Source organism: Streptomyces yongxingensis (assembly GCF_055597465.1).
The window spans coordinates 3,363,814-3,378,112 of sequence record NZ_CM145717.1 but is presented as its reverse complement, the minus strand read 5'-3'; the positions used below and the strand labels follow the sequence as shown (position 1 = coordinate 3,378,112).

Below are 14,299 nucleotides of genomic sequence, written 5' to 3'. Positions count from 1 at the left end.
TCAAGGATGCGGACAGCGCTCAATGGGCGCCCGTGCGGCGGGTGGTACGCCGCGGGCCGTACCACCGTCGGTGGTACGGCCCGCGTTCATGGGGGCGATTCCGTGCGCCTCTCGAGGCCGCCCCTGGCGTGTCGTCAGCCGGCGTCGTCGGACTTGGTGGCCAGCGACAGGCGGCACTTCTTCGCGGTGTGGGAGCTGTCCGCCTTGATCCCGGTGACCTTGATGGTCTTCTCGGCGTTGCCCGCCACGCGCGCGTCGGACTCCACCCCGGTGGTCACGACCTCCTCCGAGCTGTCGACGAAGCCGACCAGCAGCGAGTAGTAGGCCGTGCTGGAGCCGGAGTTGCTGATCTTCACATTGGCGTAGGGCTTGCCGTCCGAACCCCATCCGCAGGTGCCCATCTTGGCGTCCGGGGTGACCAGGCCGGAGCCGCCGGTGGGGGAGTCCGACGGCTCGTCATACGGGTCGTCGTAGGGGTCGTCGGTGGGGTCGTCGGTGGGCTCCTCGGTCGGCGCCCGGGTGGGCTCCACCGGCAGTTGAGCCATGCCCTTGCCGATCGCCGCGCCGCCCTTGCTGTCCCCGGCGGACGAGCCCCCTCTGCCGGAGCCGCACCCCGCGGTGGCCGCGAGTGTCGCGGTCACGACAATGCTGGTGGCGAGGGTGAGCTGCTTCCGGGACACGGGAACCGCCTTTCGGGGAGCGCGCACGGCGGCGCGCCGCGCGGCATGTCTCCCCTTACGGTATGTCGGCCAGGTCTCAACTCGGGAAAGACTGATACCCGATGACCTTTCGATCTTGCCCATATACGGCCCAGTGGACTATACCTGTCGCCCCAGGGGGAAGGCCGCACCGCGGCCCATATCGGAGGGCCTCGGCGGGTCATCCGCTCTCCCCGGCGTACACCCAGCAATACTCCGCTTGACGCTTCAACTGACCCGCGGTGTCGGGGCCCCTCGCCGGAGGCGAGCATGTACGGGAGACCGTTACACCGCCTGAGTCCTGACGAAGGCGAGGACTTGAGCATGGGATCCACCTCAGATGTCGGCCGTCGCGATCTGATCAAGCGCTCGGCGGCGCTCGGATTGATCACCGTGCCGGCGATGAGCGCGCTGTCCGCCTGTGCCAGTGGCGGTGACGACGACTCCAAGAAGGTCGACAAGGGCAAGAAGAGCGCCAAGAACCCGCTCGCGGTCAATGAGAGCGCCGGGCTCGACGTCGTCATCTTCGACGGCGGCTTCGGCCAGCAGTACGCCAAGGACGCCGAGGCTGAGTACGCCGCGGCCTTCCCGAAGACCAAGGGGAAGGTCAAGCACTCCGCCACCCAGAAGATCCAGACCGTGCTCCAGCCGCGCTTCAACGGCGGCACCCCGCCGGACCTGGTCGACAACTCCGGCGCCGAGCAGATGGACTTCGGCACCCTGGTCGCGAAGAACCAGCTGACCGACCTCACCCCGCTGCTGGACGCGCCCTCCCTCGACGACCCGAACAAGACGGTGCGCGAGACCCTGCGCCCCGGCGTCGTGGAGATGGGCCAGTTCGACGGCAAGCCGGTGTGGATCCTCTACTACGCCTACACCGTCTACGGCGTCTGGTACTCCAAGACCAACCTCGCCAAGCTCGACGTGGAGTACCCCGAGACCTGGGACGACATGCTCAAGGTCTGCGAGAAGGCCAAGAAGAAGGGCATCGCGGGCTGGACCTACCCCGGCAAGTTCCCCTACTACCTGCCGTTCAGCCTCTACCCCTTCATCGCCAAGATCGGCGGCCGGGAGGTCCTGGACTCGATCGACAACCTGGAGCCGAACGCCTGGAAGCACCCGGCCGTCAAGGCCGCATTCGAGGCGTATTACGAGCTCTACAAGAAGGGCTACATCCTCAAGGGCACCCCCGGCCTCACCCACATCGAGTCCCAGACCGCGTGGAACCAGGGCAAGGCGCTGTTCATCCCGAACGGCTCCTGGGTGGAGAACGAGGCGAAGAAGACCACCCCGAAGGACTTCCAGATGGCGGTGGCCGCGCCCTCCAGCCTGGACAAGAGCGACAAGCTGCCGTTCGGCACCCTGTGGGCCTCCGGCGGTGAGCCCTTCATCGTCCCGAAGTCGGCGAAGAACCCCGAGGGTGGCATGGAGCTGCTGCGGATCATGCTCGGCGAGAAGTCCACCAAGAACTTCGTCAAGCAGGTCTCCTCGCTCTCCTCCCTCAACGGCGGCACCGACGGTCTCACCCTGCCGCCGGGCCTGGCGTCCGCGCAGGAGGCGCTGACCAAGGCGGGCAAGAACGTGGTCAACCCGCGGCTCCAGGACTGGTACGTGACGCTGCAGAAGCAGCAGATCGGCGTCGGCGCGCTCGGCGAGATGATGGCCGGCCGGATGACCCCCGCCGAGACGATCAAGAAGTGCCAGAAGTTCGCCGATGACACGGCCAAGGACGACGCCGTCAAGAAGTACAAGCACGTCTGATGCCGCTTCACGCGTCGCCGGCGGCATTATCCGTAGGGGAAGACCGAGGTCGGTAGAAATGCAGCATGGGAAGTACCGGTTCATCGCGGGGTTCCTGGCCCTGCCGGTGATCCTTTACGCGGTCTTCGTGATCTCGCCGTTCGTCCAGGCCATCTACTACTCCTTCACGGACTGGACGGGCCTGAGCTCCGACTTCAAAATGGTCGGGTTCAAGAACTACGACTGGCTGCTGCATGACGACCTCTTCTGGAAAGCGGTCGGGCACAATGTCGTGCTGCTGCTGGTGGTGCCGCTGGTGACGCTCGGCCTCGGGCTCTTCTTCGCCTTCATGCTCAACGTGGGCGGCCGGGGCCGTAAGAACGCGGCGGTCTCCGGGGTGCGCGGGTCGAGCCTGTACAAGGTGATCTACTTCTTCCCGCAGGTGCTGTCGATCGCGATCGTCGCCCTGCTGTTCCAGTTCACCTACAACCCGCGCAACGGCGCGATCAACTCCTTCCTCGACGGAGTCGGCCTGGACTCGCTCCAGCAGGAGTGGCTGGCCGATCCGAAGCTGGCGCTGTGGTGCCTGATGGCGGTGATGGTCTGGAGCAACGTCGGCTTCTACGTCGTCCTCTTCTCCGCCGGGATGAGCTCCATCCCGAGGGACTTCTACGAGGCGGCGCTGCTCGACGGGGCCAATCGGATCAAGACCTTCTTCAAGATCACCCTGCCGCTGCTGTGGGACACGGTCCAGACCGGCTGGATCTATATGGGCATCATCGCGCTCGACGCGTTCGCCGTGGTGCAGATCATGACCGTGGGGCCGGGCGGCCCCGCCGACTCCACCCAGGTCATGGGCTACTACGTCTACACCAAGACCTTCCACGACGGGCAGGCCGGACGGGCCACCACGATCGGCGTCGCGATGCTCATCGTCACCCTGGTCTTCGCGGTCATCGTGACCAGGCTCGGCCGGCGCGAACGGCTGGAGTACTGATGCCGATCACACCGACCGCACCCGGCCACCGCCGCCCGACCGCCGATCTGGGGGTACCACAGTGACCTCGCACGCAGAGCCCTCGGAGCTCCCGGGCGTCACCAAGGAGGACGAGGCACCGGCCACCGGGCCCGTCGCCAAGCAGCCGCCGCCGGGCTTCACCCCCGAGGGCCGGATCGGCAGCGAGGGCAAGGTCCTCAACGTCTTCTCGCACGGCATCCTGGTGGTCTGGGGACTCCTGGTCACGCTGCCGCTGCTGTGGGCGGTGATGAGCTCCCTCAAGACCGACAAGCAGATCTTCACCTCGCCCTGGGGGCTGCCCTCGGCCCTGCACTTCGACAACTGGACCCGGGCCTGGAGCAAGTCGAACATCGGCGACTTCTTCCTCAATACGATCCTGGTGGTGGGCTGCTCCCTGATCGGGACGATGCTGCTGGGCTCGATGGCGGCATACATCCTGGCCCGCTTCGAATTCCCGGGAAAGCGGTTCATCTATTTCATGTTCGTCGGCGGGATGAGTTTTCCGATCATCCTGGCGCTGGTGCCGCTGTTCTTCGTGATGAAGAACATGAGTCTGCTCAACACCTTTCATGGGCTCATTCTGGTCTATATCGCCTATTCGCTGCCGTTCACGGTCTTCTTCCTCACCTCGTTCTTCAAGACGCTGCCGTCCTCGGTCGCGGAGGCGGCGCTGATCGACGGGGCGTCCCATACCAGGACGTTCTTCCAGGTCATGCTGCCGATGGCGAAGCCCGGGCTGATCAGCGTGGGGATCTTCAACTTCCTCGGGCAGTGGAATCAGTACATGCTGCCCACGGTGCTGAACACCGATGAGGACAAGCGGGTGCTCACCCAGGGACTGGTGCAGCTCGCGGCCAGTCAGCAGTACAAGGGCGACTGGTCGGCGCTTTTCGCCGGTCTGGTGCTGGCGATGCTTCCCGTACTCGGCGTCTATATCCTCTTCCAGCGGCAGGTCCAGGCGGGTCTGACCGCGGGCGCGCTCAAATAGGGGCACATCGCGGAGGGCTTTTCACGGCCCCGTCCTTTCCGTTTCGCGGAAGGGACGGGGCCGTGCCGCTGTGGGCGGCGAAGGGTACCGCGAGCGGTCCCACCGCGGTCAGGGGCTTGACGTGGGACAACCGTGGCGGCTCAGCTTAGAGTTCACATGTTGGAGACACAGCCGGGCCTCACTGCTGCGGTCCGGTCGGGCGGAGCGGCCGTCGTGCCGCCCGCGAAGGCGGGAGTGGATGGGCGTGGAGACTCCGGGATCGCAGTCGTCGCTGCACCGGGCCAACCTCGAGCGGGTGGTCCGTGCGGTGCGGATGGCGGGCTCGCTGACCCAGGCGGAGATCGCCCGGTCCACCGGGCTGTCCGCCGCCACCGTCTCCAACATCGTGCGTGAGCTCAAGGACGGCGGAACGGTCGAGGTCACGCCCACCTCGGCGGGCGGCCGCCGGGCGCGCAGCGTCTCGCTCAGCGGTGACGCGGGCATCGTCGTAGGGGTGGATTTCGGCCATACGCATCTGCGCGTCGCCATCGGCAACCTCGCCCATCAGGTGCTGGCCGAGGAGGCCGAGCCGCTGGATGTGGACGCCTCCTCCTCCCAGGGTCTGGACCGGGCCGAGCAACTGGTCAGCAGGCTGATCACGGCCAGCGGGCTGAGCCAGGACAAGGTGGTCGGCGTCGGCCTCGGCGTGCCCGCCCCGATCGACGTGGAGACCGGCACGCTGGGCTCGACCGCGATCCTGCCGGGCTGGGCGGGCACCAATCCGCGCGACGACCTGGCCCAGCGGCTCGGCGTGCCGGTGCACGTGGACAACGACGCCAACCTCGGCGCCCTCGGCGAGCTGGTCTGGGGCTCCGGCCGCGGGGTCGGCGACCTCGCGTACATCAAGGTGGCCGACGGTGTCGGCGCGGGGCTGGTGATCAGCGGGAAGATCTACCGCGGCCCCGGCGGTACGGCGGGCGAGATCGGCCACATCACCCTGGACGAGTCGGGACCGGTGTGCCGCTGCGGCAACCGGGGCTGTCTGGAGACCTTCACCGCGGCCCGCTATGTGCTGCCGCTGCTGCGTTCCAGCCATGGGGCGGACCTCACCGTGGAGCGCATGGTGCAGCTCGCCCGCGAGGGCGACCCGGGCTGCCGGCGGGTGATCGGGGACGTCGGCCGGCACATCGGCAGTGGGGTGGCGAACCTCTGCAATCTGATCAACCCGAGCCGGATGGTGCTGGGCGGCCAGCTCGCCGAGGCGGGGGAGCTGGTGCTGGGCCCGATCCGGGAGTCCGTCGCGCGGTACGCGATCCCGAGCGCGGCCCATCAGCTCTCGGTGATGCCGGGGGCGCTCGGCGGCCGGGCCGAGGTGCTGGGCGCGCTCGCGCTGGTGCTCAGCGAGATGGGCGATTCGACGCTGCTGGACGGGGCGCTCTCGGCGGGGGCTCCGGCCCTCACCTGACCGCCGGGCGGGGGCGGTTGGGCCGTGGGTGTGCCTGAGAGGCTTTGTCCGGTCACGCTCCGTCTATCCGGCCTGTCCGACTGCGTTCACTCAGATAACGAATGGCACCGTTGCCATCTCGTTAAGGATTTACTTCTTGACGCCATGCGGGCGGCCGAGTTGACTTCCAGCCACCTCGGCCGCAATGACGCGGCCTCGTCAGGGAGGTCACCCCTAAATGAACGCAACGATGCGTCGCGTCGCTCTTGCCGCTTCTGTCATGTCGATGACGGTAGCCCTCGCCGCCTGTGGCTCGGCGAAGGAAGCCGACAGCAACAAGAAGGACGACAAGAAGAAGACCGGTCCGCTCACGATCGGGCTCCTGCTGCCCGAGGATCAGACGGCCAGATACGAGAACTTCGACCGGCCCTTCGTCACCAAGAAGATCAAGGCACTCTGCGCCGACTGCAAGGTCCTGTACGTCAACGCCAAGTCGGACCCCTCGGTCCAGCAGCAGCAGGTCGACTCGATGATCACCAAGAAGGTCGACGCGATCATCCTTGACTCGGTGGACTCCAAGTCCATCGCCAGCTCGGTCAAGAAGGCCGACGAGGACGGTATCCCGGTCATCGCCTACGACCGGCTCGCCGAGGGCCCGGTCTCCGCGTACACCTCGTTCGACAACGAGACGGTCGGCAAGGTCCAGGGCCAGGCCCTGCTCAAGGCGCTGGGCGACAAGGCCAAGAGCGGCAAGATCGTCATGCTCAACGGCTGGGAGGCCGACCCCAACGCCGCCATGTTCAAGAAGGGCGCGATGTCCGTCCTCAAGGGCAAGGTGGACATCGGCAAGTCCTACGACATCGACCGCTGGCTCGCGGACAAGGCCAACGAGGCCATGACGGGCGCCATCTCCTCGCTCGGCAAGAAGAACATCGTCGGCGTCTACTCGGCCAACGACAGCATGGCCGGCGGCGCGATCACCGCGCTCAAGAGCGGCGGCTTCGACCCGCTGCCCCCGGTCACCGGCCAGGACGCCGAACTCGAGGGTGTGCGCCGGGTCGTCACCGGTGAGCAGTACATGAGCGTCTACAAGTCCTACCTGGACGAGGCCGCGGCCGCCGCCGAGATGGCCATCGCGCTCGGCCGCGGCGAGAAGGTCAACGAGTCCAACACGGTCGACAGCCCGACCACCAAGGACATCCCGGCGACCCTGATCACCCCGATCTCGCTGACCAAGAAGAACATCAAGGACACCGTCGTCAAGGACGGGAACTACACGGTCGCCCAGATCTGCACCGCCAAGTTCAAGGCGGCGTGCGCAGAGGCCGGTCTGAACTAACGCCGGTCTCCGGCACATACCGGCACATAGACGGAGCAGGGCCGTCCGTACCCCCGGACGGCCCGCACCCCTTAACTCACCCCCCAATCGAGGGGAGAGCGCGCTCTCCCCTCCGTCACACAGCAGGGACCACCCTGCCCGGAACGGAGATGGCCATCGTGCCGAACGGACCCGTGTTGGCGTTGCGCGGGATCTCCAAGCGGTTCGGCGCCGTCCAGGCGCTCACCGACATCCATCTGGAGGTCCACGCCGGTGAAGTCGTCGCCCTGGTGGGCGACAACGGCGCCGGCAAGTCGACCCTCGTCAAGAGCATTGCCGGAGTCGGCCCCGCCGACGAGGGCGTCGTCGAGTGGCAGGGCAGGCCCGTCCAGGTCACCCGGCCGCACGACGCCCAGGAGCTGGGCATCGCGACCGTCTATCAGGACCTCGCCCTCTGCGACAACATCGACGTCGTCGGCAACCTCTTCCTCGGCCGCGAGATCCTGCGCGCCGGGGTGCTCGACGAGGTCGAAATGGAGCGGCGCGCCCGTGAGTTGCTCCAGACCCTGTCGATCCGCATCCCCAGTGTGCGGATCCCGATCGCCTCGCTCTCGGGTGGCCAGCGGCAGACCGTCGCCATCGCCCGTTCGATGCTCGGCGAGCCCAAGCTGGTGATCCTGGACGAGCCGACCGCCGCCCTCGGCGTCGAGCAGACCGCGCAGGTCCTCGACCTGGTCGAGCGGCTGCGCGACCGCGGCCTCGCCGTCATTCTCATCAGCCACAACATGGCCGACGTGAAGGCCGTCGCGGACCGGGTCGCGGTGCTGCGGCTGGGCCGCAACAACGGCACCTTCGATGTGAAGACCACTTCTCAGGAAGAGATCATTTCCGCCATCACCGGCGCCACGGACAACGCCGTGACCCGCCGCAAGGCGCGTAGCGGGGAGGCCGCGAAGTGACCACGAACGTCGACAAGACAGGCGGCGGCACGTCGAACGGCGCCAACAAGGCGGGCGGCCCGGCCGACGCCAACCCCGTCGCCAAGGACGCGGTCACCGTCGTCGACCCCCGGCTGCTGGTCCGTCAGGAGGGCTTCAAGGGCTATCTGACGGAGTTCGGCCGCAAGATGCGCAGCGGTGATCTGGGCGCGGTCCCGGTCATCGTCGGCATCGCCATCATCTGGGCGGTCTTCCAGGCGAAGGACAGTGCCTTCCTCTCGCCCAAGAACCTCTCCGACCTCTCCATCCTGCTCGGCGGCACCGGCATGATCTCGGTCGGGATCGTCTTCGTGCTGCTGCTCGGGGAGATCGACCTGTCCGTCGGCTCGCTCAGCGGTCTGGCCGCGGCGACCCTGGCGGTGCTCAACGTCAACCACGGGGTGCCCGAGGGGATCGCGGTACTCGCGGCGCTCGCCAGCGGCGCGGTCCTCGGCGCGGTGCACGGCTTCTTCTTCGCCAAGATCGGCGTACCGGCCTTCGTGGTGACCCTGGCCGGTCTGCTGGCCTGGAACGGTCTGATGCTCCAGGTGCTCGGCACCACCGGCACCATCAGCATCGCCGACGACAGCTTCGTGCGCGATCTCACCGCGCACTACTTCAGCCAGCTCATCGCCGCGTACGGGGTGGCCACGGTGGCGACGGCGGGCTTCTTCCTCGCCCAGTTCCTGGACAGCAGGCGCCGTAAGGCGGTCGGCATACCCTCGCGGCCGCTGAGCGAGATCCTGGTCCGTACGGCCGTGCTCGGTGTGATCGTCTTCGCCGCGGCCTGGCGGCTCAACGAGTACAAGGGCCTGCCCCTCGCCCTGGTGATCTTCGTGGCGGTCCTGGTGATCCTGGACTTCGTGGTCCGCCGCACCTCCTACGGGCGCAAGGTGATCGCCCTGGGCGGCAGCGTCGAGGCCGCCCGCCGCGCGGGCATCAACGTCGTCGCCATCCGGATCTCGGTCTACTCGCTGGCCGGGCTGATGGCCGCGTGCGGCGGCATCATGATCGCCTCCCGGATCGGCTCCGCCAGCCAGCAGGCCGGCACCGGCAACCTGCTGATGGAGGCCATCGCGGCCGCGGTCATCGGCGGCACCAGCCTCTTCGGCGGCCGGGGCTCGGTCTGGTCGGCGCTGCTCGGCATGCTGGTCATCGGCTCGATCTCGTCCGGGATGAACCTGCTGGGCGTCGCGAACTCCGTCCAGTACATGATCACCGGTGGGGTGCTGCTGGCCGCCGTCGTCATCGACTCGGTGTCGCGCAGGACACAGCGGTCCGCGGGTCGCGGCTGACCCCGCACGCCTCATCCGCTCACCCGGCTGCCCGGTGCCTTCACGGAAGGCACCGGGCAGCTGTCTGAAAAGAACACGCGTGACGGAGATCGCATGGGGGGAGGTCTGCGCCGGAGGGCGGAACATTAGACTCGGGCGGACGGCAAGCTCCATGGAGACGCTCGAAGCAAGGAGGCACGGGTGCTGCTGACCCGCATCACGGGACCGCGCGATCTGGACCGGCTCACTCCGGAGGAGCTGGACCAGCTGGCCGCGGAGATCCGCTCCTTCCTCGTCGACGCCGTCTCCAAGACCGGTGGCCATCTCGGCCCCAATCTCGGCGTGGTGGAGCTGACCATCGCCCTGCACCGGGTCTTCGACTCGCCCCGGGACAAGGTGCTGCTGGACACCGGCCACCAGTCCTACGTGCACAAGCTGCTCACCGGCCGCCAGGACTTCTCCAAGCTCAAGAGCAAGGGTGGTTTGTCCGGTTATCCCTCGCGCGCCGAGTCCGAGCACGACGTCATCGAGAACAGCCACGCCTCGACCGTCCTCGGCTGGGCCGAGGGCCTCGCCAAGGCCAATGAGCTGCTCGGCAAGCAGGACCATGTGGTCGCCGTGATCGGCGACGGGGCGCTGACCGGCGGTATGGCCTGGGAGGCGCTCAACAACATCGCCGCCGCCAAGAACCGCCCGCTGGTCATCGTCGTCAACGACAACGAGCGCTCCTACGGCCCGACCATCGGCGGCCTGGCCAACCACCTCGCCACCCTGCGCACCACCGACGGCTACGAGCGCTTCCTGGCCCGCGGCAAGGACCTGCTGGAGCGCACCCCGGTCCTCGGCAGGCCGCTGTACGAGACGCTGCACGGGGCCAAGAAGGGGCTGAAGGACTTCATCACCCCGCAGGGCATGTTCGAGGACCTGGGGCTGAAGTACGTCGGCCCGATCGACGGCCATGACATCGAGGCGCTGGAGTCGGCGCTGCAGCGGGCGAAGCGTTTCGGCGGCCCGGTCATCGTGCACTGCCTCACCGAGAAGGGCCGCGGCTACCAGCCCGCCCTCCAGGACGAGGCGGACCGCTTCCACGCCGTCGGCAAGATCCACCCGGACACCGGGCTGCCGATCTCGGCCTCCGGCGCCGACTGGACCTCGGTCTTCGGCGAGGAGATGGTCAAGCTCGGCGAGGAGCGCGAGGACATCGTCGCGATCACGGCGGCCATGCTGCACCCGGTGGGGCTCACCGAGTTCGCCAAGCGCTTCCCGGACCGGGTCTACGACGTGGGCATCGCCGAGCAGCACGCGGCCGTCTCGGCGGCGGGCCTGGCCACCGGCGGTGTGCACCCGGTCTTCGCGGTCTACGCCACCTTCCTCAACCGCGCCTTCGACCAGGTCCTGATGGATGTGGCGCTGCACAAGTGCGGGGTCACCTTCGTCCTGGACCGCGCCGGTATCACCGGCACCGACGGGGCCTCGCACAACGGCATGTGGGACATGTCGCTCCTCCAGGTCGTCCCCGGTCTGCGGATCGCCGCCCCGCGCGACGCCGACCAGGTCCGCGCCCAGTTGCGCGAGGCCGTGGCGGTGGAGGACGCGCCGACCGTGGTGCGCTACTCCAAGGGCGCGGTGGGCCCGGCGGTCGCGGCCGTCGGCAGGATCGGCGGCATGGACGTACTGCGGGAGCCCGCGGCGGCCGACCGCGAGCGGCCCGATGTGCTGCTGGTCTCGGTGGGCGCGCTGGCCCCGATGTGCCTGGAGGTCGCCGACCTTCTCGACAAACAGGGCATTTCCACAACGGTGGTCGACCCCCGCTGGGTCAAGCCGGTCGACGAGGAGCTGCCCGCCCTCGCCGAGCGCCACCGCGTCGTCGTCACCGTCGAGGACAACAGCCGGGTCGGCGGTGTGGGCTCCGCCGTCGCCCAGGCGCTGCGCGACTCGGGCGTCGACATGCCGGTGCGCGACTTCGGCATCCCGCCCCGCTTCCTCGACCATGCCTCCCGTAAGGAGGTCATGGCCGAGATCGGGCTGACCGCACCGGACATCGCCCGGCAGGTCACCGGGCTGGTCTCCAGGATCGGCGGCCGCTACGGACACGAGTCCGCGGACGCGGGCTCCCAGGGCGCCGATGTGACCCGGCCGACGACGGCCGAGCCGGTGCGCGACTGAGCCACCGCCCCATCCCGCCTGGGCCGGTCGGAGCGCTTCCTGCTCCGATCGGCCCAGTGTGCGTCGCACCGCCCGCCCCCATCGGGTGAATCGGGGACGGCCCTGAGCGTGCATACCTCGCCGCCGATCGGTAACCAGAAGCATGAGCCGCACGGCAGGCGTGGAGGTGGCACCGGTGAGCGTATCGGAACCAGGCGGAGGCACCGGAGGCAGAGTCCGGCCGCGCTACCTGCGGACGAAGAGCATCGAGCAGTCCATCCGGGACACCGAGGAGCCCGAGCACACCCTCACCCGGACCCTGTCCGTCCTGGACCTCACGGTCTTCGGCGTCGGCGTCATCATCGGCACCGGCATCTTCGTGCTCACCGGCTCGGTCGCCAAGGAGCAGGCGGGGCCCGCCACCGCGCTGTCCTTCGTGGCCGCCGGTGTGGCCTGTGCCCTGGCCGCGCTGTGCTACGCCGAGTTCGCCTCCACGGTTCCGGTCGCGGGATCCGCGTACACCTTCTCGTACGCCTCGCTCGGCGAGCTGCCCGCCTGGATCATCGGCTGGGACCTGGTGCTGGAGTTCGCGCTGGCCTGCGCCGTGGTCTCGGTGGGCTGGTCGGGGTACATCCGCTCGCTGCTGGACAACGCCGGATGGCATCTGCCCGACGCCCTGTCCGGGCCCGGTGTCGCGCACGGCTTCTCCTTCGACCTGCTGGCCTTCCTGCTCGTACTGGCGATCACCGCGGTCCTGGTCTTCGGCATGAAGCTGTCCGCGCGGGTCACCTCCGCGGTGGTCGCGATCAAGGTGACCGTGGTGCTGCTCGTCATCATCGCGGGCGCCTTCTTCATCCACCCGGAGAACTACCACCCCTTCATCCCCGAGGCCCGGGGCTCGGTCTCCGGCGCGGGTCTCAAGGCGCCGCTGATCCAGCTGATGTTCGGTTACCAGCCGACGACCTTCGGCGTCCAGGGCATCTTCACCGGGGCCGCCGTCGTCTTCTTCGCCTTCATCGGCTTCGACATCGTGGCGACCGCGGCGGAGGAGACCCGGAATCCGCAGCGGGACATGCCGCGCGGCATCCTCGGCTCGCTGCTCATCTGCACGGTGCTGTACGTGGCGGTGTCCATCGTGGTCACCGGCATGGAGAAGTACACCAAGCTGTCGGTGGACGCCCCGCTCGCCGACGCCTTCAAGGCGACCGGCCATCCGTTCTACGCGGGACTCATCAGCTTCGGCGCCGCCGTCGGGCTCACCACCGTGTCCATGATCCTGCTGCTCGGCCAGAGCCGGGTGTTCTTCGCGATGAGCCGGGACGGGCTGCTGCCCAGGGTCTTCTCCCGGGTGCATCCGCGCTTCGGCACCCCGTACCGCTCGACGATCGTGCTGGGCGTGGTCATCGCCGTGGTCGCCGGGTTCACCTCCATCTCCGAACTGGCGGCCCTGGTGAACATCGGCACGCTCTTCGCCTTCGTCGTGGTCGCGCTGGGCGTCATCATCCTCCGCCGCACCCGGCCCGATCTGCCCCGCGCCTTCCGCACGCCCTGGGTGCCGGTGCTGCCGATCCTGTCGGTGGCCGCGTCGCTGTGGCTGATGCTCAATCTGCCCGCCGAGACCTGGGTGCGGTTCGGGGTGTGGATGGTCATCGGCTTCTTCGTCTACTTCCTCTACGGGCGCCGGCACAGCCGGGTGACCGAGGCGGGGACGCGTACGGGGTAGGGGCCTGCGCATTTTTCCCTCCCCCGCCCCTTCCCGGCAGCATCGATATGCGGCTCCGCCGCGTGGGGGCTCCGCCCCTGGACCCCGGGAGTGCGAGGGGCCGACCGTCGCCGCGGTCAGTTCACCGGCCGGGGCGCCGACCGGGCCACCTGGGGCGCGGCGGTCGAGCGGCTGCCTGGTGAACAGGAGGGGGCAGGGCGCCAGGGCGTCCGCAGGGCGGGGGCGGGGGCGTGGACGCCCGCACCGGCGGCTGGTCGCGGTCGGCATGCTGGCGCAGCGGATGACTGGGCGGATGACCGCGTACAACGGGGTCGTCCGGCTGGGGTCTGGGACGGAGGGCCCGTTACGCTCCGCCCTTGGGCCCCGAGGGGCGAGGAGCGGGCTCGCGCTGCGCCTGCGTCCCCGACCGCGCCACCTGCGACGGCCGGGGTCTGGGGCGGAGCCCCAGTTGAGGGAAGGGGCGGGGAGGGGAGCGGCCCGCCGCAGGCATCACAATCCATCGGACATCTCCTTGGCCCTGACAGGGCCGGGACCTAAGACGCCGAGCCGTCCGGGCGGACCGACCGGGGGCCCGTCGTCTCCGCGCCCAGGGCCGTGACCCGCGCCCGCAGCCCCTGGTCCGCCGTCACCACCAGGCAGGGGCGGCCCTCCTCACGGGCCGCCACCACGGCCACGATGTGGTCGTCGCCGCTGCCCGGCGCGCTCTCCACCCGTACGCCCGCCACCGGCTCGACGCCCCGCGCCGCGCCCTCGACCACCATCACGATGTCCACCGGAGGGTCGGTGGCCCAGCCGGGCACGCCCGGGCGGTCGGGGATCCCGGTCCCGGCGAGGACGGCCAGCCGGTCGCGGAGCCGCTCGGCGGCGCCGCGCCGGTCACGCCACCAGCCATCCGGAACCGAACCGACCACATTGGCGGCGTCCACGACCACAACCCCATCCATAGTCCAGGCAAATTACTATGGACATCGTTCGATCAGGTGGAAGGGCTCGGG

11 protein-coding genes are annotated in these 14,299 nt (G+C 68.8%); 9 read left to right on the top strand and 2 right to left on the bottom strand.

Going from position 1 to position 14,299, the window contains the following annotated elements; all coding sequences use genetic code 11:
- Window positions 1-134 precede the first annotated feature (134 nt).
- A complete protein-coding gene (locus ACZ6TD_RS14115; protein WP_471354040.1) occupies window positions 135-680 on the bottom strand; it encodes a hypothetical protein in 546 nt (181 codons plus the stop codon).
- 342 nt (window positions 681-1,022) lie between these two features.
- Here ACZ6TD_RS14115 and ngcE point away from each other — a divergent pair, with 342 nt between their 5' ends.
- From ngcE to ACZ6TD_RS14070, 9 genes are all read left to right on the top strand, one after another.
- A complete protein-coding gene (gene ngcE, locus ACZ6TD_RS14110; RefSeq protein ID WP_471354038.1) occupies window positions 1,023-2,459 on the top strand; it encodes an N-acetylglucosamine/diacetylchitobiose ABC transporter substrate-binding protein in 1,437 nt (478 codons plus the stop codon).
- A 58-nt stretch (window positions 2,460-2,517) separates the two neighbouring features.
- Window positions 2,518-3,435 carry a carbohydrate ABC transporter permease gene (locus ACZ6TD_RS14105; protein ID WP_471354036.1) on the top strand — a complete coding sequence of 306 codons (918 nt, stop codon included), beginning with the start codon at window positions 2,518-2,520 and terminating at the stop codon, window positions 3,433-3,435.
- A gap of 175 nt (window positions 3,436-3,610) precedes the next feature.
- Window positions 3,611-4,444 carry a carbohydrate ABC transporter permease gene (locus ACZ6TD_RS14100; RefSeq protein WP_231981754.1) on the top strand — a complete coding sequence of 278 codons (834 nt, stop codon included), beginning with the start codon at window positions 3,611-3,613 and terminating at the stop codon, window positions 4,442-4,444.
- A 244-nt stretch (window positions 4,445-4,688) separates the two neighbouring features.
- On the top strand, window positions 4,689-5,888 hold the full coding sequence (locus ACZ6TD_RS14095; RefSeq protein WP_164430046.1) for an ROK family transcriptional regulator: 1,200 nt from the start codon (window positions 4,689-4,691) through the stop codon (window positions 5,886-5,888).
- 217 nt (window positions 5,889-6,105) lie between these two features.
- Entirely contained in the window at window positions 6,106-7,206 is a 1,101-nt protein-coding gene (locus ACZ6TD_RS14090) for a substrate-binding domain-containing protein (RefSeq protein ID WP_471354034.1), read from the top strand.
- A gap of 149 nt (window positions 7,207-7,355) precedes the next feature.
- Window positions 7,356-8,144 (top strand): ATP-binding cassette domain-containing protein, encoded by a 789-nt coding sequence (locus ACZ6TD_RS14085; RefSeq protein WP_471354032.1) that lies wholly within the window; start codon window positions 7,356-7,358, stop codon window positions 8,142-8,144.
- Complete coding sequence (locus ACZ6TD_RS14080) at window positions 8,141-9,457, top strand: sugar ABC transporter permease (RefSeq protein WP_471354030.1); 1,317 nt, start codon at window positions 8,141-8,143, stop codon at window positions 9,455-9,457. Before ACZ6TD_RS14085 ends, ACZ6TD_RS14080 begins: the two co-directional genes overlap by 4 nt.
- 180 nt (window positions 9,458-9,637) lie before the next feature.
- A complete protein-coding gene (dxs, locus tag ACZ6TD_RS14075) occupies window positions 9,638-11,602 on the top strand; it encodes a 1-deoxy-D-xylulose-5-phosphate synthase (protein ID WP_471354028.1) in 1,965 nt (654 codons plus the stop codon).
- 229 nt (window positions 11,603-11,831) lie between these two features.
- Window positions 11,832-13,304, top strand: a complete 1,473-nt coding sequence (locus ACZ6TD_RS14070) for an amino acid permease (protein WP_471357730.1) — start codon at window positions 11,832-11,834, stop codon at window positions 13,302-13,304.
- Window positions 13,305-13,837: 533 nt separating this feature from the next.
- On the opposite strand, the gene ACZ6TD_RS14065 is transcribed toward ACZ6TD_RS14070, so the two are convergent.
- Complete coding sequence (locus tag ACZ6TD_RS14065) at window positions 13,838-14,248, bottom strand: PIN domain-containing protein (RefSeq protein ID WP_471354027.1); 411 nt, start codon at window positions 14,246-14,248, stop codon at window positions 13,838-13,840.
- Window positions 14,249-14,299 lie beyond the last annotated feature (51 nt).

Excerpts from the sequence above, each read along its gene's own strand:
- ACZ6TD_RS14105 (WP_471354036.1), top strand. The coding sequence starts at position 2,518 with ATGCAGCATGGGAAGTACCGGTTCATCGCGGGGTTCCTGGCCCTGCCG.
- ngcE (WP_471354038.1), top strand. The coding sequence starts at position 1,023 with ATGGGATCCACCTCAGATGTCGGCCGTCGCGATCTGATCAAGCGCTCG.
- ACZ6TD_RS14090 (WP_471354034.1), top strand. The coding sequence starts at position 6,106 with ATGAACGCAACGATGCGTCGCGTCGCTCTTGCCGCTTCTGTCATGTCG.
- ACZ6TD_RS14065 (WP_471354027.1), bottom strand. The coding sequence starts at position 14,248 with ATGGATGGGGTTGTGGTCGTGGACGCCGCCAATGTGGTCGGTTCGGTT.
- ACZ6TD_RS14085 (WP_471354032.1), top strand. The coding sequence starts at position 7,356 with ATGGCCATCGTGCCGAACGGACCCGTGTTGGCGTTGCGCGGGATCTCC.